Raw genomic sequence first — 21,884 nt, forward strand, 5'->3', positions numbered from 1 at the left:
CGATGTCCCGGTATTGCCACCAGCGTGTTGGTACCCATGTCCCACCGTATCGGCCTGATTGCTGGGCTCGGAACCTGCGGGAACACGAGTGCTGACGAAGCGCCAAACCGTGCCCGCAACCGACATATATTCCCCATCCGTGTTGACGGTGAATGTTGTCCAGTTTTGTCCGCCGTTGTTGCTGTATTCGAATCGACCGTAATCTAGGTTCCAACTGAAAGCCGGGATATTATAAAAAGTGATTTTGGAAATGGGGATGGAGCCATTTGCCAAGCCCCATGTCCATGTATAGCTCGCCTCGCCTGGTCGGACCCAGATGCTGGTGGATGGAAATGCAAGGACCTGGGCGACAGCCAATATTCCAGAGCAGGCGACCTCAATGGGGGCCGAATGGGGCTGGCCGACGATAAAGTCCAGTTTCCAGTCAGCGCCCATCAACGCGCAGCCGGTGAGATTTTCCGAGGCCGCGACGTTTGCGCCCGTGCATTCGGCAATCGCCGCGACCAGCTTTCTGCCTGCAGAATTTTTGGCGATCTCGCAGCCATAAAAATAGAGATCACCATCCTCCACCAACGCCTCGCCAATGCGGCAAAGGCTTGGGAGTTGTTTCTCGAGCGTGGAAAGAGACAGCGACAGGCTGCCCAGCCGGATCTCGCCCGCCGCGCCATGGCTCAGGATGTGTATCGTTGACCAGCTGTGCCGGGGATGTTCCTGCACATGGGCCGCCATCTGCTGCAGTGCGTTGCCCGCGGCGCTCAGCACCACGACTTCGTGCTCCTTGCGAAGCGCATGGCACACAGATTCAAAATCGGGAATGTCGTCAACAACGAAGGCCAGAGTGCGCTGATTTTGCTGGATTGAGGTCATGGGCGGCTCAAGTGGTGACCCGGCGAGGATCAATGGTCTTTTCCCACAAAGGGGGCAATGCCTAGCTTCACAACATGTGTGAAAAATACCATTTGTGTTGCAAGGCGTTACCAATTTTAGGGAGCCATGGCCAAAACCCCAAGAAAATTCTGTGGATTTCCCCGTTTTTTGTGGAACTTTCAGTCGTTTGAAGTTACGGCGCCACACGTGCCGACGCAGTCGCGGATGGCGATTTCCGTGCGGCGCTTGCTCCGTGTTTCAGAACATGCCGATGGCTGAAATGCGGGTGCTGCCGAACGCCTTCGGTCGCAACACCGGGCCAGCGTGGTCCACGCCTGCCCGGTGCTTCAACGGCTCAGGCGAACTCGATGCCCGTGTCCGCCAGGCCCACCAGGTCGATGCGCACGGCGTTCAGGTCCAGATTGCCGGCCAGCACCGCCAGTTCACCGCCCGTGACGCCCTGGGCCATCATGTCGATGAACGGTTGCAGCTGCGCGGGCGTGGGGGCGCTGCCCACCACGTTGGTCCACAGCAGCTGCGTCACCTGACCGGACGTGTTTGCGCCCAGCAATTGCAGGCCCAGTTGCGCCAGGCTTTGCGCGCTGATGCCCGCGTCCAGTGCACGAATCACTTCGCCCACCAGCGGCTTGTTGTCGAGCAAGGCTGGGCCGCCCACGGCGCCTATCAGCCTTGCGGCTTCGCCCGCATGGCCGTCGAGGTCCAGGGCCAGCTGGGTGTCGCTGAGCGTCACGCGCTCCACATTGACCAGCTCCAGCATCGCGCCATCGGTCATGCGCTGCAGCGTGTGGCCGGCCGCGCTCGCCTCGACATGCATCTGCGCCAAGGTCGCAGGGATGACGATGGTGTCTATGCCCGCGCCGCCATCCACCGTCCAGGCCAGGCCCATGGGGGGCGTGAACGTGTTGTTGCCCGCATCGCCCACATACGCGGTCTCGCGCGCTGCATCCACGCGGATCGCGCCCGCGGTTTCCATGCCTTCGAGCAGTTGCTGCGCGGTCTTGCCGCCGGCTTGCTGCGGGAACACCTGGGCGAACAGGTCTGCCACCTGCAAGGCGCTCAAGCCGTCCAGCGTCTGTATCACCGCGCCTTCGGCCTGCGTGAGATCGCGTCCCATCCATTGCTGGAACAGAAAAGCCGCGGCTTCCTCGGCCGCGCTGTGGGCCACGGTGAGGATGGGCCCGGTCTCGAAGCGCACCTGCTCCACATCGACCAGCCAGTCGGCGACGCTGGTGGCGATATGCGTGAGCTTGATGCCCGTGCCGTCGAGCGTGATCGAGTAATCGCTGCGCTTGCCTTCCTGCAGCGCTACATCGAAGCCCGTGCCGCCGTTGAGCTTGTCGCTGCCGCTGCCGCCCGAAAGCAGGTCATTGCCCGCGCCGCCGAACACGGTGTCGTTGCCCGCATCCCCGTAGACCTGGTCGTCTCCACCCTTGCTGCCCACGGTGTCGTTGCCGCCACCGCCGTGGATGATGTCGTCATCGGGGCCGAGCACGATGTACTGGGCACCACCGTCCCCGTTGGCCACATTTTGGCCGGCGCCGCCCACCAGCCGTACATTGCCGACCACGGCAATGAAGTCGATGTTGTCGACCTGGATGGTGGTGCCGCTGGGCAGGGCGCGCGCATCGAGAATGACGGCCTGCGCGCCGTCGCCAGCGACGGCGCTGCCGCTGATGACAAACGGCGTACTCTGGTTGAAGTTGGCGCCCACGGTGGCGGTGATGGTCTGGATGTTCAGGGGCACCGAGGGGTTCAGCGCGGCCAGGAAGACCTGCGCGCTGTTGATCAGTTCGGCGTCGCCACCGGCAGCGCGCTCAATGCGCAGGTCCAGCTCGACTGCCGCGGCATTGCCGGTCACGGGGGCGGTGAGGCCCTGGGCTTGCAGCGCCACGCCCACCGGGACGCTGACCTGCAGGATGGTGTGGCCGTCGCTGCCTTTGACCAGGGGAATGTCGGCCAGTCCGGCGTTGGGCGAGTCCGGGCTGTCCGGGCGCGTGGGCGCGACCACCGGAACGGTGATGATGGTGGTGCCGCCGTCGCCGGGGGCAGAGGTGACCGGAACGCCATCCACGGGCGCGGGTGCCGGCGGATTCGGCGGCGTGACGGGCGGTGGCGGCGCCGTCATCACCAGCAGGCTGAACGTATCGGTCACGGTGCCGCCATGGCCGTCACCGGCGCTGACGTCGATGCTGAGGGTGCCCACGTCTGCGGGCCCGGGCGTGCCGCTGAAGGTGCGCGTGGCCGCATTGAAACTCAGCCAGGCGGGCAGGGCGCCGCCGCCGGTCAGCGCGGTGGTGTAGGCCAGGATATCTCCCACGTCTACGTCGAGGAAGGCGTTGGCGGCGATCTGGAAGTTGAACGCGCGGCCCGCCGTGGTGCTGCTGTCGGGAATGGGAACGGCCAGGGTGGGCGCGTCGTTGGTGTTGGCCACCACGATGTCGAAAGTCTCGGTCACGAGGCCGCCGTTGCCGTCATTGGCGATGACATCAATACTGAGCGTGCCTACAGCGGCGTTGTCAGGCGTGCCGCTGAAGGTGCGGGTGATGGGGTCGAAAGCGAGCCAGGTCGGCAGCCATGCACCGCCTGCCAACTGCGCGCTGTAGCTGAGCGTGTCGCCTGCGTCCACATCTTCAAAAGTGCTGACGTCGAAGGCGAAGCTGAAGGCGGTGTCTTCCGTGGCGTTCTGGTCGGCGATGGGGTTGGCCACGGTGGGCGCATCGTTGGTGTTGGCCACCACGATGTCGAAAGTGTCGGTCACCGTGACGTTGCTGGCGTCTTTGGCGCTCACCTCGATGCTGAGCGTACCCACATCGCCGTTGGCGGGCGTGCCGCTGAAGGTGCGGCTGCCGGCATCGAATGCCAGCCATGTCGGCAGTGCGCCACCGCCTGCCAATTGCGCGCTGTAGCTGAGCGTGTCGCCCACGTCGACATCGGCAAAAGCATTGGCTGCGAACTGAAAGACGAAGGCGGTGTCCTCGGTGGCGGTCTTGTCGGCGATGGGATTGGCGACCGTGGGGGCGTCATTGGTGTTGGCCACGGTGATAGCGAAGGCTTCGGTCACGGTGTCGCCGCTGGCGTCTTGGGCGATCACCTCGATGCTGAGCGTGCCTACATCGCCATTGGTGGGCGTGCCGCTGAAGGTGCGCGTGACGGCATCGAAGAGCAGCCATGTCGGCAGTCCTGCACCGCCCGCCGATTGCGCGCTGTAGCTGAGCGTGTCGCCCACGTCCACATCTTCAAAAGTGCTGACGTCGAAGGCGAAGCTGAAGGCGGTGTCTTCCGTGGCGTTCTGGTCGGCGATGGGGTTGGCCACGGTGGGCGCGTCATTGGTGTTGGCCACCACGATGTCGAAAGTGTCGGTCACCGTGACGTTGCTGGCGTCTTTGGCGCTCACCTCAATGCTGAGCGTGCCGACGTCGCCGTTGGCGGGCGTTCCGCTGAAAGTGCGCGTGACGGCATCGAAGACCAGCCATGTCGGCAGCCCTGCGCCACCTGCCAATTGCGCGCTGTAGCTGAGCGTGTCGCCCACATCCACATCGGCAAAGGTGTTGACGTCGAATGCAAACGAGAAGGCAGCGTCTTGCGTGGCGTTCTGGTCAGGTATGACGTTGGCGACCGTGGGAGCGTCGTTGGTGTTGGCCACCGTGATGACAAAGGTATCGGTCGCCGTGACGTTGCTGGCGTCTTTGGCGCTCACCTCGATGCTGAGCGTGCCTACGTCGCCATTGGCAGGCGTGCCGCTGAAGGTGCACGTGACGGCATCGAAGGCCAGCCATGTCGGCAGCGCGCCACCGCTGGCCAATTGCGCGCTGTAGCTGAGCGTGTCGCCTACGTCCACATCTTCAAAAGTGTTGATGCCGAACGCGAAGCTGAAGGCCGTGTCTTCCGTGGCGTTCTGGTCGGGGATGATGTTGGCGACCGTGGGAGCGTCATTGGTGTTGGCCACCACGATGTTGAAAGTCTCGGTCACGCTGGTGCCGTTGCCGTCAGCGGCGATCACGTCTATGCCGACGGTGCCTACATCGCCATTGGCGGGCGTGCCGCTGAAAGTGCGGGTGACGGCATCGAAGGCCAGCCATGCCGGCAGCCCTCCACCGCCTGCCAACTGTGCGCTGTAGCTGAGCGTATCGCCCACGTCGACATCGATAAACGTGTTGACCGCGAACTGGAAGCTGAAGGCGGCGTCTTCCGTGGCGTTGCGGTCAGCGATGGGATTGGCCACGGTGGGCGCATCGTTGGTGTTGGCCACCACGATGTCGAAGCTGTCGGTCACGGTGGCGTTGCTGGCGTCTTTGGCCATGACCTCAATGCTGAGCGTGCCTACGTCGCCGTTGGCGGGCGTGCCGGTGAAGCTGCGCGTGGCCGCGTTGAAGTTCAGCCAGGTGGGCAGGGCTGCGCCGCCCACCAGTTGGGCGCTGTAGACCAGCGTGTCGCCCGTGTCCACATCGGCAAATGTGTTGGCCGCAAACTGGAAGTTGAACGCCAAATCCTCTGTCGCGTTCTGGTTTTGAACCGGGTTGGCCAGGGTCGGGTTGTCATTGACGGCGGTCACATTCAACGCGATGCTGCCGTCGGCAGGACCGGCGTTGGCGGCATCGCGCACGCGGGTGGTGATGGTGATGTTCTGGTCCCAATGGGCCGCGGGCGTGAAAGCCACGGAGGCCAGCGCCGCATTGACGTCGGCGAGCGTGCCGCTGACGGTCCAGACTCCAGCGGCATAGGAGGAGGTGGCGGCGCCAAACGTTCCGGTGGTCAGCGCGCCCGCTGCGGCATTGCTCAGCGTCAAGGTGGCGGTGAGGGTGTCGCCGCTGTCGGGCTCGGTGATGACGATGTCGCCCAGCGCCACGCTGGCCCCGGGGTCCTCGGTGTAGGCGACCGTTTGGCTCAGGTTGGTCGCCGTGGGGGCGACATTGGCGACGCCCGTTGTGAAATTGAGCTGGGTCTTGCTCGAGATGCCGGGGAACATCCTGCCTTCCACGTCGCCGAAGGCATTGTTGTCGATCAGCAGGTAGTAGTCGGTCAGGTCCGCCAACAGCGCGGGCTGCGTGATGGTGAGAGTGGTGCTGCCAGTGCCCGTCACGTTGAGGCTGTTGGCCTTAATGCTGCGGATCAGCGCGTCGTCGCTGCTGCGGTAAATATGAATGGAGCCCAAGCCCACCGTTGCAATGACTTCGTCGAACTGCAGCACCAGGGCCGCACCGGGATGTACGTCGATGCTGTTGTCCACCGGCGTGGCGGAAGACAGGTTGGGGGGCGCGCCGAGCTGCTCGGTATAGATGCCGGCGGTTTGGCCGCGGTAGTCCCAGATGTCGACATCGCCGTCGTTGTCGAAGTCCGCGACATAGGTTTCAGGCAGATTCCAGTAAGGCTGGTTGATGCCGGCAAACGGACTGTCCGCGAGCGCGACCGTGGTGAACTCGCCGCTGCCGTTGTTCCTGAGGAATTCCGGCGTAAGGCCGTCAGATTTGAAAGCCAGCACATCGACATCGCCATCGGTGTCGAAATCGCCCACGATGGCGTAGGCCAGGTTGTCGGTCAGCGCGACGTTCTTCAGCGGACTGGCCGCAGCGCTCAGGCGCGCATAGGTTCCGCCGTTGTTCTGCAGGTAGACCGGCGTGCCGCCATGGGCAAAATCACCGGTCGCATCCCAGATATCCAGGTCGCCATCGCCATCGAAGTCGGCCACATGGGTGTTGGACGCGCTGTAGAACTGGTCGGCGATGGCCACGCCACTGAACGGGCTGAGGGCGTACGCCAGCTGCGTAAAAATGCCCGAGCCGCTGTTCTGGAAATATTCCATCTCCAGGCCGCCTTCCTTGACGGCCAGCACGTCCTCGTCACCATCGCTGTCGAAGTCGCCGTCGATGGCGAAATCCTTGAAGGAGTCCACGTCCTTCAGCGGGTTGTCATCGAGCGCCAGGCGCAAGTAGATGCCGCCATCATTGCGCAGGTAGAAGCCCGGGCCGTTGACACTGGGGCTGGCATTCAGCAGATGGTCATCGCCGCCGTAGTCCCAGATGTCGAGATCGCCGTCGTTGTCGAAATCAGCCACATAGGTGGTTTCCGAATTGTAGAAATGGTCGGCCAGCGCCAGGTTGCGAAAGGGGCTGCTGGCGTCGGCGGAATCGACTGCGGTGAATATTCCGGAACCGTCGTTGCGGTAAAACAGCAAGGAGGTATTGCCTGGGGCGTTGTACGTCAGTACATCCACATCGCCGTCCGAATCGAAGTCACCGACGATGGTGGACTGCCCCTGGGTGGAAACGGCGGAGAGCGGATTGTTCGCAGTGGAGTAGCTCACCGCCAGCAGCTGCGCATAGTCCTGCAGCGTGTCCTGCGCGCCCAGCGCATGGGCGAGCGCCACCTCTCCGGCCTGGGCCTCCAGTTGCCAGTTGCCGCCGCGCAGGGCAGAGCCGGTGGCATCCACCGATGCGGCCACATCGGCCTGCGTCAGCCGCGCCAGTTGCTCGATGAACTGCTGGCCGGCCGCGCCACTGGCCACGTCGCATCCGTACAGCAGGATGTCGCCATCGGCGGTCAGCGAACTGCCGATGCGCTCGAGCAAATCGGCGCGCGCCTGCGCCTCCTGCACGCCCAATGAACTGCTTCCCAGCTGCACGCGGCCGGCTTCGCCGTGGCTCAGGATATGCAGGGCGCTGATGTCGCTGCGCCCCTGCAGGTGCGCGGCGATCTGGTCCAGCCCATCCTGGCTGCCATCCAGCACCACCAGTTCAGCGCCATCCGGCACGGCGGCTGCCAGGGTCTGCCAATCGGGCAGGTTGTCGAAGACAAAGAATATTGCTTGGGGCGGGGCAGAAATGCCGCGCGCGTTGGGCTCCATGGAGAGTTGGTTCACTTGCAGGCTTCTTCGCAGGATGCTGGAGATGCTGCACCGGGCGGCATGTCCCCGTGGGTTCAAAAATCCTGGGAGCCGCCCACCAAGACCCCTTCATCGGGGCGCCAAAGCAGAGCAAAGCGCGCGCAATTTCCAACAGCAAAAGAGCAGACGTTGATTAGCGCGGGATCCCGGGTCATATTTACAGCCGGCACGTACGAGGGTGCCACCCAATGATTTGGGTAACACTTTTTTGAATTCCGGCTGTGAAACGATTTCTAACAGCCAACAAAACTTACTACAAGTTTTCAGTGATAAGACTGGTGACGCTGAAGTGGTCTATGTTTCGATGCGCATTCAGCCCGCCCATGGCCGGCGTTGCGCGGCAATATGGCTGAAAAACCGCATCCAGGTGCGCGAGCTTGCTATCGCTTTTGGTTTTTTCCGTCGCTGTTCAACGGCTTTGCACGCGTTCGCCATTGTACGGCAAGGCCTGTGGCAACTACATGTCGTCACAAAAAATGGGCTAGCCATTAATTACAAGCAGCGCAGATGCTGTGGATTATCTTTTTCCAAAGATTGGGTAAATCGTCAGAATGTCGCCGGCGCGCGCATTTTCCATCTTTTCTGCGCGTTCACGCCACGCGAATGGGTCGCGTCGCTGCGGACCCATGCCACGCGCAGCGCGGGCGCACGCCCGGTGCAGGGCGCGAGTGCCCCGCCCTCAGCCTTCCACCGGCTCGGTCGCCACCACCGACGGGCGCTGCTGCATTTGCGCAAACCAGACGGCCAGCTCAGGCGCCTGTTCGCGCCAGCCGAAGCTGTCAAAGCGGTAGTCGAGGTAGCCGAGCGCGCAGACCAGCGTCAGATGGCCTATGCCGAAGGGGCTGGCGACCAGGGCCTCGACTTCGCTTTCCAGCAGCTGCAGGCTGGCCGTCGTCTTGAGCTCGAAGGCCGCCAGCAGCGCCGTGAGCGGCACGTCGCGTTCGCGTTCATTGCGCCACAGAATCAAGGCGTCGAGCAGGCCGTCGCCCAGCGCATGCCAGCGCAGCGCCGCCCAGCGCGGCGCGCCGTCTTGAGGGAACAGCGCGCCGCCCGCCAGGCTGTCGAGGTATTCGCAGATGACCACCGAATCAAACAGCGTACGGCCGTCGTCCAGCACCAGCGCGGGAATCTTCGACAGCGGATTGACCTGCATCAGCGCGGCATTGGGCTTGAGCATGGCGGCGACGGAGCGCACCAGCTGCAGCTCGCCGACCAGCTCCAGCTCATGGGCGCAGATCATGACTTTTCGCACATAAGGCGATTTGGGAGACCAGTGCAGTTGCATAGAAAAATAGAAAGGTAAAAACGGAAAAAGGGCCTGGATGCGTGGCGTGCTACAGCACGCCCGCGGCCTGCAGCTGGTCTATGCGCTCGGCCGAGTAGCCCAGCTCTTCGAGCACCTGGCGCGAATGCTGGCCCAGCAAGGGCGGGGCGGCCAGGTCCTGCAACGGGGTATGCGCGAAACGCATGGGGCTGGAGACCTGCGGCACCTGCACGCCGCAGGGATGCGGCACATATTTGAGCATGCCGCGGGCCTTGACCTGCGGGTCCTCGAACACTTCGGGCACCGAGTTGATCGCGCCGCAGGGCACGCCCGCGCCGTCGAGCGCGGCGATCAGATCGGCGCGCGGGCGCTGGGCGAACTCGTGGCGCAGCATGGCCGACAGGATCTGGATATTGCGCACGCGCTGGGCGTTGGTCGCAAAGCGCTCGTCCTCGGCCCACTCGGCATGGCCCAGCACCGCGCACAGCTTGGCAAACTGGCCGTCGTTGCCGACCACCAGAATGGCGTCGCCATCGGCGCAGGCGTAGACGTCCTGCGGCTGGATGTTCGGGTGGGCATTGCCATTGCGCTGCGGCACCTTGCCCGACACCAGGTAGTTCATCGCCTGATTGGCCAGCGTGGCCACCTGCACGTCGAGCATGGCGATGTCGATGGAGTCGCCGACGCCGCTCTGGTCGCGCCTGGCCACGGCCGCGAGCACCGCCACGGCGGTGTACATGCCGGTCATCAGATCGACGATGGGCACGCCGACTTTCTGCGGGCCGCCGCCGGGCTGGCCGTCGCGCTCGCCGGTGACGCTCATCAGGCCGCCCATGGCCTGGATCAGGAAGTCATAGGCAGGCTGGTCGCGGCGCGGGCCGGTCTGGCCGAAGCCGGTGACCGAGCAATAGATCAGCCGTGGGTTGAGCTTGCGCAGGCTGGCTTCGTCCAGGCCGTAGCGCGCCAGCGTGCCGGCCTTGTAGTTCTCCAGCACGATGTCCGACTGCAGCGCCAGATCGCGCACGATCTGCTGGCCTTCGGGCGTGTCCAGGCTCACGGTGATCGAGCGCTTGCCGCGGTTGACCGCGAGGTAGTAACCGGCTTCCTTGGTCTCGTTGCCTTCGGCATCCTTGAGGAAGGGGGGGCCCCAGGAGCGCGTGTCGTCGCCGGCGCCCGGGCGCTCCACCTTGGTGACCGTGGCGCCGAGATCGGCCAGGATCTGCCCGGCCCAGGGCGCGGCAAGAATGCGGCTCAGATCGAGCACCCGCAGGTGCGACAACGGGCCAGAAGCCACTTTGGCATTGGTCATGAGAAAGACTCCAGTCAGCTATGCAATGCCTGGACTTTAGGTGGGGGCCCGCGCAGCGCCTAGCCGTGCGGGCGGCAATTCTGAGATGCTTCTATGCGCATAGCAGGCTTGTGAATCGCAGGCCTTACTGCGGCGGGTTGCTCTGTCTAGACTTGCGAAAAAGGAGACAGAGACCATGCAACGACGTACTTTTGCCGCACTCATCGCCGCGGTAGGCCCCCTTGTCGCGAGCGGGGCGGCCCTGGCCGACAACTGGCCCAGCAAACCCCTCAAACTCATCGTGCCGTATGCCGCGGGCGGCCCTACCGATGCCATTGCCCGAATGATTGGCACCAAGATGGCGGCCTCGCTGGGCCAGGCGGTCGTGGTCGACAACCGTGCGGGCGCGGGCGGCACCATTGGTGTCGACGCCACGGCCAAATCGCCGGCCGACGGCTACCACTTCGCGCTGGTCGCGCCCGGCCCGCTGGCCGGCATGCCCAATCTCACCAAGGTGCCGTATGCGCTGGACCAGCTCGAGTTCCTCACGCTCGCGGCGCGCATTCCCAGCGTGATCGTGGTCAACCGCAAATCGGGCATCACATCGCTGGAGCAGCTGATCGCCAAGGCCAAGGCCGCGCCCGACACGCTGAACTACAGCTCGGCGGGCGCGGGCACCACGCCGCACATCGGTTTCGAGCTGTTCAAGCGCGAAACCGGCACGGCCATCATGCATGTGCCGTACAAAGGCGCGGCGCCGGCGATCAGCGCCGTGCTGTCGGGCGAAGTGCAGATGACCATGGTCGACCTGCTGCCCGTATTGCCGTTTGCCGCCAACGGCGATCTGCTGGTGCTGGCCGTCGCCGGCAAGACGCGCGCGCCGCAGCTGCCCGATGTGCCGACCACGCTGGAGCGGGGCCTGCCGAATGTGCAGATGGAGACCACCTACGGGCTGCTCGCGCCGAAGGGCATTCCCGCCGCGGTGCAGACCAAGTTGCGCGATGCGGCCCTGGCCGCGATCAATGCGCCCGAGATGAAGGCGCAGTTTCTCAAGCAAGGCGCGATCGCCGCCACGTCGACCAGCGCCGAGTACCGCAGCCTGATGCAGGCCGAGTCGGACAAGTGGCGCGGCGTGATCGCCAGCGCCAAGATCAAGCTCGACTGATGCCCGCCAAGGACTGCCCATGAAGATCACCCACGCCACGGTCAAGCCCTGCATCCAGGGGCTGGCCGATCCACAATGGAAGTTCGCGCGCGCCCAGGTGCCGCGCCTCGAAGGCGCGGTATTGGAGCTGCAAGACGAGGACGGTCACACCGGCCTGGGCTATGTGCACGCGATTCCCGCGATCTCCACGCATGGCGCGGGCGCGCTGGCGGCGCTGGAGTTCCTCGCGCCGCGGCTGATAGGGCGGCGCGCCGACGACATTGCCGCGGTGATGGAGGAGATCGACGCGACGCTGGCCTTCAACCCCACCGTGAAGGCCGGCATCGACATGGCGCTGCACGACCTGCTCGCGCGCCGCCTGGGCGTGCCCGTGCATGTGCTGCTGGGCGGCAAGCTGCGCGATGGCGTGCTGCTGTCGCGCATTTTGCCCATCAAAGCCCCCGACGACATGGCGCTGCTGGCGGCGCGGCTGGCGGGCGAAGGCTATCGCCAGCTCAAGCTCAAGCTCGCGGGCGATACCGCCACCGACATTGAGCGCATTGCCGCGGTGCGCGCCGCTGTCGGCCCCGACGTGGTGCTGACGCTCGATCCCAACCAGTCGTACCACGCCAAGCAACTGATAGGCGCCTTCTCGAAGATGGAGCGCTACGACATCGCGCTGATCGAGCAGCCCGTGCCCGCGGCCGATATCGCGGGCCTGGCGTTGCTGACACGCACGCTGCCCGTGGCCATCGAGGCCGACGAAAGCGCGCAAAGCGTGCGCGATGTGTTCCGGCTGGTGTCCGAACGCGTGGTCGATGTGATCAACCTCAAGGTGACGAACCTCGGCGGGCTGCGCCATTTCATGGAAGCCGTGCGCATCTGCGAGGCGGGCCAGGTCGCCTGCCGGCTCGGGGCGGCGTTCGGTCCGGCGCTGATGCAGGCCATGAGCCTGCAGGCCGCCTGCATTCCCAAGACGCTGCCCTATGCCTGCGAGCTTTCCGAACATCTGCACCTGCAGGACGACCCGTTCACGCCCTTGCCGGTGCAGGCCGGGCGCCTGTCCTTGCCAGACGGGCCGGGCTGCGGCGTGGGCTATCAGGGCTGACCACCTGCGGCGCGGGGTGCGCCGCAACAGATTTCAATAATAAGGAGACAAGCGCCATGACATTTTCCCAACGCCTGCGCGCAGGCATTTTTCGCGCTGCGCCCTTGGCCAATCCGCGCCGGCGGCAGTTGACGCTGGCGCTGGCGGCCGCCGCGGGCTGCGGCCTGGCGCCGGCCCTGGCCTGGGCCCAGGGCTTTCCCGACAAGCCGCTGCGCCTGGTCGTGCCCTTTCCCGCGGGCGGCGCGGCCGACATGATGGCGCGCGGCATGGCCCTGCGCCTGGGCACGCAGCTGGGCCAGCAGGTGGTGATCGAAAACCGCGGCGGCGCGGGCGGCACCACGGCGGCGGAAGTCGTTGCGCGTGCGCCCGCCGACGGCTATACGCTGTTCTTCACCACCATGGGCACGCATGCGATCAACCCGGCGCTGTACGCCAAGCTGCGCTACGACCCGGTGAAAGACTTCGCGCCCGTGGCGCTGACCCACACCACGCCGCGCGTGCTGGTGGTGGGGCCCACGGTGACGGCGCGCAACGTCAAGGAATTGGTGGCCCTGGCCAAACAAAAGCCCGGCGTGCTGAGCTACGGCTCGGCCGGCAACGGCAGCTCCAGCCATCTGTCGGGTGCGCTGTTCGAGGCCCTGGCCGGTGTCAACATGATGCACGTGCCCTACAAGGGCAGCGCTCCGCTGCTGACCGACGTGCTCGCGGGCCGGGTCGACATGACGTTCGACTCCTATACCGTCTACGAAGAGCAGATTCGCAGCGGGCGCGCACGCGCGCTGGCCGTGACTTCGCGCACCCGGCTCAGCTCGCTGCCCGACATCCCCACGCTGGCCGAAGCTGGCCTGGCCGGCTATGACGTCTCCAACTGGCTGGGCGTGATGGCGCCGGCCAACACGCCCAAGGCCGTCATCGACACCTTGAACGCGGCGCTGGTGCGCGCCATGGCCACGCCCGAGTTGCGCAAGCAGCTGATTCATCTGGGCATAGAGCCCGCGTCCAGCAGCCCAGAAGAGTTTGCCCAGCTGGTGCGCGCCGAGATTCCCAAGTGGCGCACCATCGTCAAGCAGTCCGGTGCGACGCTGGATTGATGGGCCGGCGATGACACACGCTGAAGTGCGGCGCAGCCGTCAATTGATTGCCGTGGAAGGCGGCGAGATCGATGTGGTGATCGACGCGCCCGGCAGCGACAGGGGCCCATGCCTGGTGCTGCTGCCGTCGTCTCAGCGCGATTCGCTCGATTTCGATGCCGTGGCCCACGCGCTGGCGCTGGCCGGCCACCGCGTGCTGCGGCCGCAGCCGCGCGGCATGGGGCGCACCACGCTGGCGCTCGACCATCTCACGCTGCACGTCTTGGCGCAGGACGTGATCGCCACCGTGAATACGCTGGGCGGCGGCCGCGCGGTGCTGGTGGGCCATGCGTTCGGCCATTTCATCGCCCGCGTCGCCGATCTGGACCACCCGCAGTGCGTGCGCGGCGTGGTGGTCGCGGGCGCGGCGGCGCGCATTTTTCCGCCAGGCATGGCCGAGTCGCTTGACATCGCCTCCGATGCGCGCCATCCCGATGACCTGCGCTGCGCGCATCTGCGGCGTGCGTTTTTTGCGCCGGGCAATGATCCCTCGGTCTGGCTCGAAGGCTGGCATCCCGAACTGCGCGCGCTCTACCGCGCGGCCGGCGCCGTGCCCGCCAAGGACCGCTGGTGGACCGTGGCCCATGCGCCGCTGCTGGACCTGCAGGGCGCGAACGACCCCTGGCGCCCGCCGGCCAGCCGCGCCGAGCTGCAGGCGCTGCTGGGCGCCGAGCGCGTGACGGTGCAGGTGATTGACCAGGCCAGCCATGCGCTGGTGGTGGAGCAGCCTGTGGCCGTGGCCGGCGCGATTGCGCGCTGGGTCGCGGGCCTGCCGGACTGACAGGGCCGGGGGCACGCTTCTTCGGGTTCATAGCGCTGACTGCAGGGCCGAGCCTGGGGTTTAATCAGGCATCGTCCCGATGCGTCATCTTTTCCTCAATGCAAAGCGCCAAAGCCACCACCCTTCAGCTCGACATCGCCTCCAATCTGCAGAAATGGCGCACCTTCCTGGCCATTGCCGAGCTGGGCAGCCTGACGCGCGCCGCGCTGTTTCTCGACAGCAACCAGTCGCTGCTGAGCCGCCAGCTCAATGCGCTCGAGCGCGACTGCGGCGCGCGGCTGTTCAATCGCACGGGGCGCGGCATGACGCTGTCCGATGTGGGCGAACGCATTTTTCCGCATGTGAAGAACCTGCTGGCCGATGCCGAGCAGCTCGAAGTCGAAATTCGCGGCGAAGCGCGCGAGCCCGCGGGCCGGGTCACGCTGGGCTCGCTGCCATCGATTTCGGGCCCCATCGTCGGGCGGCTGTTCCAGCAGATCCGCGCCCAGCACCCGGGCATTCACCTGAAGATTCTCGAAGGCTCGAGCGGCCAGGTCGAGGAGTGGCTGGCCGACGCGCGCGTCGACATCGCCATCCTGTACCGCTACAGCCATGCGCTGTCTGACCAGGAACAGGCGCTGGCCAGCGTGGAGAGCTATCTGATCGGGCCCGCGGGCGATGCGCTGACGGCCGCGGCCGAAGTGCCGTTCTCCGCCTTGCACGATCTGCCTTTCATCCTGCCGGGCGCGCCCAACGGCCTGCGCACCACGCTGGATGCACTCGCGCGCCAGGAGCATATGAATCTGGTGCCGGTGATCGAAGCCGATTCGCTGCCGCTGATGCGCTCGCTGGTGGCGCAGGAGCGGCTGTATACCGTGCTGCCCATTCACGCGGTCTGGAGCGAAGTGCAGGACGGCACGCTCAGCGCCGCGCGCATCATCAATCCGCCGCTGCAGCGCATCGTGTCCATGGCCTTTGCCAAGAACAAGGGGCCGGGCCGCGCCGCCGCCGCGGTCGCGCGGCAGATCGCGCAGATCGTCGACGAGCAGGCGCGCGCGGGAATGTGGCGTTCCACGCTGCAGACATAGCAGCTTTGCCGGCTTTGAGGGACAAGGCGTGCGGCATGCATGGTGAAATCCAGGGCTGCACCAGCCAAGGAGACCCCATGCCCCGCATTTCACTACCCGCCCCCGAGGCGATGTCGCCTGCGCAGCGACAGGTCTACGACAAAGTCGTTTCCGGCCCGCGCGGCAAGATCGAAGGCCCGCTGCGCGCCGCCCTGCACAACGCCGAGCTGGCCGACTGCTGGCAGGCGCTGGGCGCGCTGCTGCGCTATCGCACCAGCCTGACGCCGCGCCAGTCGGAAATCGCCATTCTGGTCACGGGCCGCGCCTGCCAGTCGCCGTTCGAGTGGTATGCGCACCGCCGCGAATCGGAAAAAATCGGCATCGAGACCGACATTCTCGAAGCCCTGCTGGCGCAGACGACGCCGCCGTTTCGCGCGCCGGAAGAACGGCTGATTTACCAGTTTGCCCTGGAACTCAATCAGCAGCGTTCGGTCTCGGACGCCACCTACGCCGCCACGCTGGAGTTTTTCGGTGAGCGCGCGGTGGTCGAGCTCACGGCGCTGGTGGGCTACTACACCATGGTCGCGATGACCTTGAACGCCCACGAGATTCCGCTGCCCGAAGGCCAGAAACCGGCCTTCCCCTTGCCCCAGCACCAGGGCCGGGCGCCATGAGCGGCGCCATCACGGCAGGCTGGGACTGCCACGCCCACCTGTTCGGGCCCTACGCGCAGTACCCGCTGGGCGCGCAGCGCAGCTATACGCCGCCCGAAGCCCTGCAGGCCGACTATCTGGCCTTGCTGCAGGGCCTGGGCCTGTCGCATGGAGTGCTGGTCCAGCCCAGCGCCTATGGCGAAGACCACGGCCTGCTGCTGGACACGCTCGCCGCCTTGCCGCAATTGCGCGGCGTGGCGGTGCTGCGCGCCGACGCCGTGGGCCGCCTGCACGGGCTGCGCGCGCGCGGCGTGCGCGCCGCGCGTTTCAGCCAGCGCAGTGGCGCGGGCGGCAACTTCGCGGGCAGCGCCTCGCTGCAAGACCTCGAAGACATGGCGCCGGCGCTGGCCAATGAAGGCCTGCATGCCGAACTCTGGACCGATTGCCAGACGCTGCCCGAGATCGCGCCGCGCCTGCGCAAGCTGGCGCTGCCCATCGTCATCGACCACATGGGCGGCCTGGACGTGGCGGCGGGCGTGGACGCGCCAGGCTTCAAGACGCTGCTGTCCCTGCTCGAAGCCGGCACGGTCTGGGTCAAGCTGTGCGCCTACCGCAATGTGCTGGGCGATGCCGATCTGGAGCGCGCCCGGCCGTTCCATGATCTGATGCTCCAGGCCAACCCCGAGCAACTGGTCTGGGGCAGCGACTGGCCGCATCTGCGCGTCACGCCCGTGCCCGATGCCCAGGAGCTGCTGGACACCTTCAAACGCTGGGCCGGCGACGCCGCATGCGTTCGCCAGGTGCTGCAAGACAATCCGGCGCGGCTGTACGGCTGACCGGTGACGGCGCGCGCTGCGCGCCGCCTGGGCTCAGCGCCCGGTGAAGACCGGAGCGCGCTTTTCCTTGAACGCCAATTGGGCCTCCTTGGCGTCGTCGGTCTTGGCAATCTGCGCCGTCATGTCCTGCTCGTAGCGATAGCCGTCGCGCAGGCTCATGTCTTCGATCACATTCAAGGTGTGCTTGCCCATGCGCGTAGACACCGGGCTCTTGGAGGCAATCGTCGCCGCCAGCGCCAGGGCCCGGGGCATCAGGTCTTCGGGTGTGGTGCATTCCAGCACGATGCCCAGACGGTACAGCTCGGCGCCCGGCATGCGGTAGCCGGTGAGCATCATGTGGCGCAGCTGCGTATGGTTGAACAGCCGCATCGCATGGCGGCCGCCGCCCAGCAGGCCCACATCGACTTCGGGCAGGCCCAGCGAGGCCTTGTCGGAACACAGCAGGATGTCGGACGACGCGGCCATCGCCAGCCCCGAGCCCAGCGCCACGCCATTGAGCGCGCAGATCACGGGCTTGGCGCATTCGCGGATTGCGTGAAAGCATTCGCGCGTGCGGCGCGAGTGGGCCATCAGGTCACCCGGGCCCTTGATGGTCTCGGCCCGGCCCTTGAGATCGGCGCCCGCGCAGAACACCTTGCCCGCGCCCGTGAGCACCACGACGCGCACTTCGTCCATCTCCGACACGCGGTCCAAGGCCCAGGTGAGTTCGTCATTGAGCGTGCGCGTCAAGGCATTCACCGGCGGGCTGTCGAGCGTCATCACGGCGATGTAATCGCTGACTTCCACTCGCAATTGCGTCAATTCTTTCCAGTCGCTCATGTCTCTTCCCTTGGGTGGTGGCAAAAAACCAGTCTACCCAAGGGCCCCGCATGCAAGCCAGATCCGCAGCATCACTTCTGCTATGCGGATCCGAGCAAGCAGGCACCTCGCCCATGGCCTGACGCAGGCGCTGCGCCGCAGGGTTGGTCATGAGCTCGGCGTAGGCGTCGCGGCTGGCATCGCAGAAAATCTCGTCTGGCGACGACAGTGCCCCGGCGCTGATGCCGGGCCGGAGCTAGCCGCCCGGCTGCTCTAGCCTCTGCAGTTGGGCCAGCACGATCAGCGGCGCCTGCTGCTCAGCCTCGGCCAGCATCGCCTCGTGAGCTTCTTGCTCGGCCTCACGGTCGTCATCGAAGTCGGTGGCGCCGACAACCGGGTCGGCAGTGATATACCACAGCGGGTGTCGAGAGTTCATAGAACTCCAGGAACGAAAAAGCCAGCTCGAAAGCTGGCCGGTGTTGAATTGGGTGCCCCTGCTGGCTGGGGCTTGCAGATCAAAATCTGCGTCCGTGTGCTGTTCGCCGTGGGTTTCAGCTTCGCCCTGGATATATCCCGGCATTTCCCCGTGCCAGGCTACGCGCCTATCCGCAGTGATTCCGGGCCTTGCACCCCGCAGCGCTCTCGGCGAAAGCGCTCCGGACTGGCCCCGGACCTGCCCGGAAGTCCCCGTTCTCGGCTCGTGTGCTGAGGTTGGATTGATGCGTTACGGGCTCGCCACGCCCTAAGTACCCCGTGCGCTTGATGCGCTTCCTTTGCGCGGGTAACTCGCCTGTCGGCAACATTCCGCAAGACTGTGCGGCGAGGTGGCGGCCGGGTCTGCCGGCCTATGTGTTTCGCATGGGTGCTCCTTCGCAACGCGTTGCTGCTGGCGTTGCTCCGGATAACCGCGCCGGATCGCGAGTGCTTTTTTGATCTAGCCCAGCAGTGGCTCTGGGCGCAGGTATTGGTTCGTGCGCTCCCTGTCGTTTGCTTCCGCCGGCAGATCACAGAGGCGGGGCGCTTTCTACTAGTGCGCCTGTTCATCCAGCATCTTTTTAAGGAGCCAGGGAAGCCGTTCGATGCCGTGCCACCCACCGAACAACTTCTGCGTAACGCGTTTGTTGCTGCGATGGATTAACTGCAGCGGTGCTAAATCATTCGGTAAATAGCTTTGCTAAATATTTTTGAGAGTGTCGTGTAGCGCCGCTGTATTTGCGGGCGCAAGAAAACCACCCTAAGGTGGTTGCGTTGGGATCGGCACGCGCTACTTGTGCCCAACCTCGGCCATCGTGTCCTGAAGCGTTTTGGCCAGGCCCTCCACATCCTCAGGCGGCATCTCAACCCAGCCTGTCGAAGCCCGCGCGCCATCCGAATCCTTGGCCGTGTGTTTCAGGCCGATGAGCGTCTTTCCATCCACGACGCGGGTGCGGACGCTGGTGAACTGGAGGGCGGGGGCGTAGGTCATGGCGATATGGTGGCACAAAAGAGAAAGCCACCCGAGGGTGGCTTGGTGTGAACGCAGTAAAGGGCTCTGGCGAGTCAAGGATTCTGCAACTGGGACACGTGCTTCACCGCTTTGTGAACACTGAAGTCTTCGCTACTGCCGTCAGTTCGCAGGATGTAAAAGCAGTTGGTGTTGCCGGGGTGATCGCGATCCGCGTCCAGAAAAAATGATGCAACACCGCATCCACGCTTTGTCCTATCCGTATCGTAGATTTCAAGAAGTGCAAGTAACTCGTTGTGATCGCTGCCATGAGCGACCGTCTGCCCGCGCGCGTAGCGATGGAGCATTTGCACGAAATGGTCTCTGGCGAGAGACTGGGTGTTCCAGTGACGTTCGCACTTCTCCAGGGTTACTGACTTGGCCATGGTAATCCTCAAGCTTTCCGCTGGAAATTGGACTTGTTTGCCGAAACCTTTTTCGGAGGTTGCGCTTGGCTCAGAAGAAGTATCTTGTCTAGAGCCGGAAGTGCAGCAGGGTCGCGAGTCTTAAAGTAGGCGGCGGCATGCTGGGGCATCCAGACCTCCGCCATCAACTGCCGAAATGCACCGAGATACTCTACGGGGTACAGGTTGGCCTGTACGACACGGCCGTCAGGAAATTCATGGGAGTATTTCGCGAGCGCCGTGGTATCGACGCCATGGTCATCCCGAAGATGCTTGCACAGCAGCTTTGCATGAGAGATGTCTGGCATGCATTTTTCCGGCAGGCGGTAGCCGTTGGCCTCCATCGGTCCAACAAGAAAGTTCGTCATTTCTTGCAGCACAGAAAAGTAGCCCAGAGGGATCCTGTTCTGGTTCAACAGATGGCGCTCAAGGTGGTAGGGGAGTTTTGCGGGACTCCCTTTGCCCGACATCCAGTCAAAGACCCATTTTGACACTTGAACCGCAAACTGGGGCGAAAGCCATTGCGCCAAGTGGATGGCCACCTGGGGATGAATCCATGTTCCTTGAGCGACGTTGGCACCTCTAAGTACTTGAATTAGCTTGGATATCGGAATTCCGATATCCGCTTCAAGCGCTTCTAGGTAGGCCTTCGTGGAAGCGTTCTCTTGGTAGTGTCCAAACAACTTGCCAGCAGCTTTGCACATGGCCGTGGCATTGATGTAGCCATCTTCGGCACGTTGCTCGACTGTCGAGTTTTGCACCTGATGGGTGATAAGGGCTAGGGAGTATTGATGGTTTGGCATGGCGTCCTTTGGGCGCAGGTAGCCATGCAGCCTGGATTTACACTTTTTATGTATAACAGCGTATACATGAGTGTAGAATCGAGGGCTGCACAAGAAAGCAGAAGCGGATCTTTCCACGGACACACGCGACTGCGACAAATTGCTTAAAGTCACCGGCGCCCTAGAGATAGGGTGCCGGTTTTCTTTTGGGCAGATCGAAGTGTAACAGAGGCTGCCTGCCGATAGCACTCGCTTATCAAGAGTGCTAGTGGTAATAGGTTGTATCTTTTGTCGGACAAGTGCTCGTCACGAAAAACGGCACCTCAAAACACAATCGAATCCGCGCCCAGTGGGACTTGCGCCGCTACTTGCAGCGAAAGCGGACGTCAGCCGTTGATGAGCTGATCCATCCGGCTTCCGTGCCGCTGTGATGTACCTGGGTCAGTTCATTGCCTTGTTTGGAGCAGTACTGCCCGGCTTCCTTCAGAAGCGCTGCCTTGACTTCGTTTGGCGTGCCCCAGCCAGTCAAGTCAGATCCGTGCAGAATGTACCAGCCATCACCCATCGGTGCCACGCCCGTGGAACTGGTCGCGCATCCTGTGATTGCCGCGCGCACGGCCGCGATAAGCATTGCCTTCTTCATCCCTCTCTCCTCTCATCTTGTCGTTATGTTTTGATGCCTTGGATGCCCAGAACACCATCGAGTCCGCGCACATTGAGCCCGCCTTCCAGGCCAGCATTAGCGGCACGCGAGATTTAGCCCTGCTTTGCCACTAGACGATGCGAAGTCAACGGTTTCCCGCTCGAATGTTCGTTTGTGGAACTGAGTGGTCCGGCATGGGGCGGAAGGGGTCGTAGTCCTCATGGGCCGCCCATCGTGATGAATACTCGGCTGCAGTGCGCGCCGAAGGTAAGGCCGTGGATGCCGAATTCAGCTTCGCTGTGCAGGTGGGTTCGGGCGTGAAGGAACTCGCCGACCTGATCGTCAAGGCTGCTGCCGGCTGGGATCTGGAGGACCCGCTCACCGCCGACAACATCGTGGAGCTCGAAGACTTGGTGCCGGGCCCGATCCAGGCAATCCTCACCAAGATCGACATTGCGCTGTTCCAGTGCCGCCTGGGAAACTAAAGGCCATCGCCCGCGCGCTGTTCGAACCTGCCATCACCGAAGCTGAGGCCAGGTCGGAAGGGTTCGAACTGGAGGACTACACCTCGGACATTTTCGAAGTTTGGACCAATAACGAGCCAGCCCTTGAACTGTTTCGGCGTGTGGGCACTAAGTGGAAGCCCCCCGCCATGGGCGGCACGCCTCTGGGCCTGCAGTGGGAGTGCATCTATCCGCTGATGGACCGGTATGACGCTTGATGTCGATGCTTGGACCGCCCTGTATGACGACCTGA

At 64.2% G+C, this 21,884-nt stretch carries 19 protein-coding genes and 1 pseudogene; 10 read left to right on the forward strand and 10 right to left on the reverse strand.

Annotated features, from left to right (window positions below; all coding sequences use genetic code 11):
• Positions 1-447: 447 nt before the first annotated feature.
• From KHY18_RS27435 to KHY18_RS10880, 4 genes and pseudogenes are all read right to left on the reverse strand, one after another.
• Positions 448-867: pseudogene (locus KHY18_RS27435) on the reverse strand (DUF4347 domain-containing protein); the annotation flags it as partial.
• Between the two features lie 355 nt (positions 868-1,222).
• Positions 1,223-7,744, reverse strand: a complete 6,522-nt coding sequence (locus tag KHY18_RS10870; RefSeq protein ID WP_213299252.1) for a putative Ig domain-containing protein — start codon at positions 7,742-7,744, stop codon at positions 1,223-1,225.
• Positions 7,745-8,447: 703 nt separating this feature from the next.
• Positions 8,448-9,053 (reverse strand): glutathione S-transferase family protein, encoded by a 606-nt coding sequence (locus KHY18_RS10875; protein ID WP_213299255.1) that lies wholly within the window; start codon positions 9,051-9,053, stop codon positions 8,448-8,450.
• A 49-nt stretch (positions 9,054-9,102) separates the two neighbouring features.
• Positions 9,103-10,341 (reverse strand): CaiB/BaiF CoA transferase family protein, encoded by a 1,239-nt coding sequence (locus KHY18_RS10880; RefSeq protein ID WP_213299258.1) that lies wholly within the window; start codon positions 10,339-10,341, stop codon positions 9,103-9,105.
• Positions 10,342-10,516: 175 nt separating this feature from the next.
• Here KHY18_RS10880 and KHY18_RS10885 point away from each other — a divergent pair, with 175 nt between their 5' ends.
• The 7 genes from KHY18_RS10885 to KHY18_RS10915 all read left to right on the forward strand — a co-directional run bounded on the left by KHY18_RS10885 (position 10,517) and on the right by KHY18_RS10915 (position 17,018).
• Positions 10,517-11,485 (forward strand): Bug family tripartite tricarboxylate transporter substrate binding protein, encoded by a 969-nt coding sequence (locus tag KHY18_RS10885; protein ID WP_213299261.1) that lies wholly within the window; start codon positions 10,517-10,519, stop codon positions 11,483-11,485.
• A gap of 19 nt (positions 11,486-11,504) precedes the next feature.
• Complete coding sequence (locus KHY18_RS10890) at positions 11,505-12,572, forward strand: mandelate racemase/muconate lactonizing enzyme family protein (RefSeq protein ID WP_213299264.1); 1,068 nt, start codon at positions 11,505-11,507, stop codon at positions 12,570-12,572.
• 56 nt (positions 12,573-12,628) lie between these two features.
• Positions 12,629-13,663, forward strand: a complete 1,035-nt coding sequence (locus tag KHY18_RS10895; RefSeq protein WP_213299267.1) for a Bug family tripartite tricarboxylate transporter substrate binding protein — start codon at positions 12,629-12,631, stop codon at positions 13,661-13,663.
• A 10-nt stretch (positions 13,664-13,673) separates the two neighbouring features.
• A complete protein-coding gene (locus tag KHY18_RS10900; RefSeq protein ID WP_213299270.1) occupies positions 13,674-14,483 on the forward strand; it encodes an alpha/beta fold hydrolase in 810 nt (269 codons plus the stop codon).
• 98 nt (positions 14,484-14,581) lie between these two features.
• On the forward strand, positions 14,582-15,550 hold the full coding sequence (locus KHY18_RS10905) for a LysR family transcriptional regulator (RefSeq protein WP_213299273.1): 969 nt from the start codon (positions 14,582-14,584) through the stop codon (positions 15,548-15,550).
• Between the two features lie 77 nt (positions 15,551-15,627).
• Positions 15,628-16,203 (forward strand): carboxymuconolactone decarboxylase family protein, encoded by a 576-nt coding sequence (locus KHY18_RS10910; RefSeq protein WP_213299276.1) that lies wholly within the window; start codon positions 15,628-15,630, stop codon positions 16,201-16,203.
• The gene (locus tag KHY18_RS10915; protein ID WP_213299280.1) at positions 16,200-17,018 is read left to right on the forward strand and encodes an amidohydrolase family protein; all 819 of its coding nucleotides are present in this window, start codon (positions 16,200-16,202) and stop codon (positions 17,016-17,018) included. The genes KHY18_RS10910 and KHY18_RS10915 overlap by 4 nt, the downstream gene beginning before the upstream one ends.
• 33 nt (positions 17,019-17,051) lie before the next feature.
• Here the strand turns inward: KHY18_RS10915 and KHY18_RS10920 are convergent, their stop codons facing one another.
• Together KHY18_RS10920 and KHY18_RS10925 are read right to left on the reverse strand one after the other, a co-directional pair.
• Positions 17,052-17,837 (reverse strand): enoyl-CoA hydratase/isomerase family protein, encoded by a 786-nt coding sequence (locus KHY18_RS10920; RefSeq protein WP_213299283.1) that lies wholly within the window; start codon positions 17,835-17,837, stop codon positions 17,052-17,054.
• 235 nt (positions 17,838-18,072) lie between these two features.
• The gene (locus tag KHY18_RS10925) at positions 18,073-18,396 is read right to left on the reverse strand and encodes a hypothetical protein (protein WP_213299286.1); all 324 of its coding nucleotides are present in this window, start codon (positions 18,394-18,396) and stop codon (positions 18,073-18,075) included.
• A 282-nt stretch (positions 18,397-18,678) separates the two neighbouring features.
• Here KHY18_RS10925 and KHY18_RS10930 point away from each other — a divergent pair, with 282 nt between their 5' ends.
• Positions 18,679-18,954, forward strand: coding sequence for a hypothetical protein (locus KHY18_RS10930; protein WP_213299289.1), 276 nt, complete (start codon positions 18,679-18,681; stop codon positions 18,952-18,954).
• 126 nt (positions 18,955-19,080) lie between these two features.
• Here the strand turns inward: KHY18_RS10930 and KHY18_RS10935 are convergent, their stop codons facing one another.
• The 4 genes from KHY18_RS10935 to KHY18_RS10950 form a co-directional block, all read right to left on the reverse strand.
• Positions 19,081-19,281, reverse strand: a complete 201-nt coding sequence (locus KHY18_RS10935; protein ID WP_213299292.1) for a hypothetical protein — start codon at positions 19,279-19,281, stop codon at positions 19,081-19,083.
• A 74-nt stretch (positions 19,282-19,355) separates the two neighbouring features.
• Complete coding sequence (locus tag KHY18_RS10940) at positions 19,356-19,685, reverse strand: DCL family protein (RefSeq protein WP_213299295.1); 330 nt, start codon at positions 19,683-19,685, stop codon at positions 19,356-19,358.
• Between the two features lie 8 nt (positions 19,686-19,693).
• The gene (locus KHY18_RS10945) at positions 19,694-20,506 is read right to left on the reverse strand and encodes a KilA-N domain-containing protein (protein WP_213299298.1); all 813 of its coding nucleotides are present in this window, start codon (positions 20,504-20,506) and stop codon (positions 19,694-19,696) included.
• A gap of 343 nt (positions 20,507-20,849) precedes the next feature.
• Positions 20,850-21,128, reverse strand: a complete 279-nt coding sequence (locus KHY18_RS10950; protein ID WP_213299301.1) for a hypothetical protein — start codon at positions 21,126-21,128, stop codon at positions 20,850-20,852.
• Between the two features lie 254 nt (positions 21,129-21,382).
• Between KHY18_RS10950 and KHY18_RS10955 the strand changes: the two genes are divergently transcribed.
• Positions 21,383-21,613 (forward strand): phage tail assembly chaperone, encoded by a 231-nt coding sequence (locus tag KHY18_RS10955; RefSeq protein WP_213299304.1) that lies wholly within the window; start codon positions 21,383-21,385, stop codon positions 21,611-21,613.
• Positions 21,595-21,849, forward strand: a complete 255-nt coding sequence (locus KHY18_RS27075; protein WP_349630275.1) for a DUF1799 domain-containing protein — start codon at positions 21,595-21,597, stop codon at positions 21,847-21,849. Before KHY18_RS10955 ends, KHY18_RS27075 begins: the two co-directional genes overlap by 19 nt.
• The last annotated feature ends 35 nt before the right edge of the window (positions 21,850-21,884 follow it).

This window comes from Acidovorax sp. CCYZU-2555 (genome assembly GCF_018413525.1).
In the GTDB taxonomy this organism is placed as follows: domain Bacteria; phylum Pseudomonadota; class Gammaproteobacteria; order Burkholderiales; family Burkholderiaceae_C; genus Comamonas.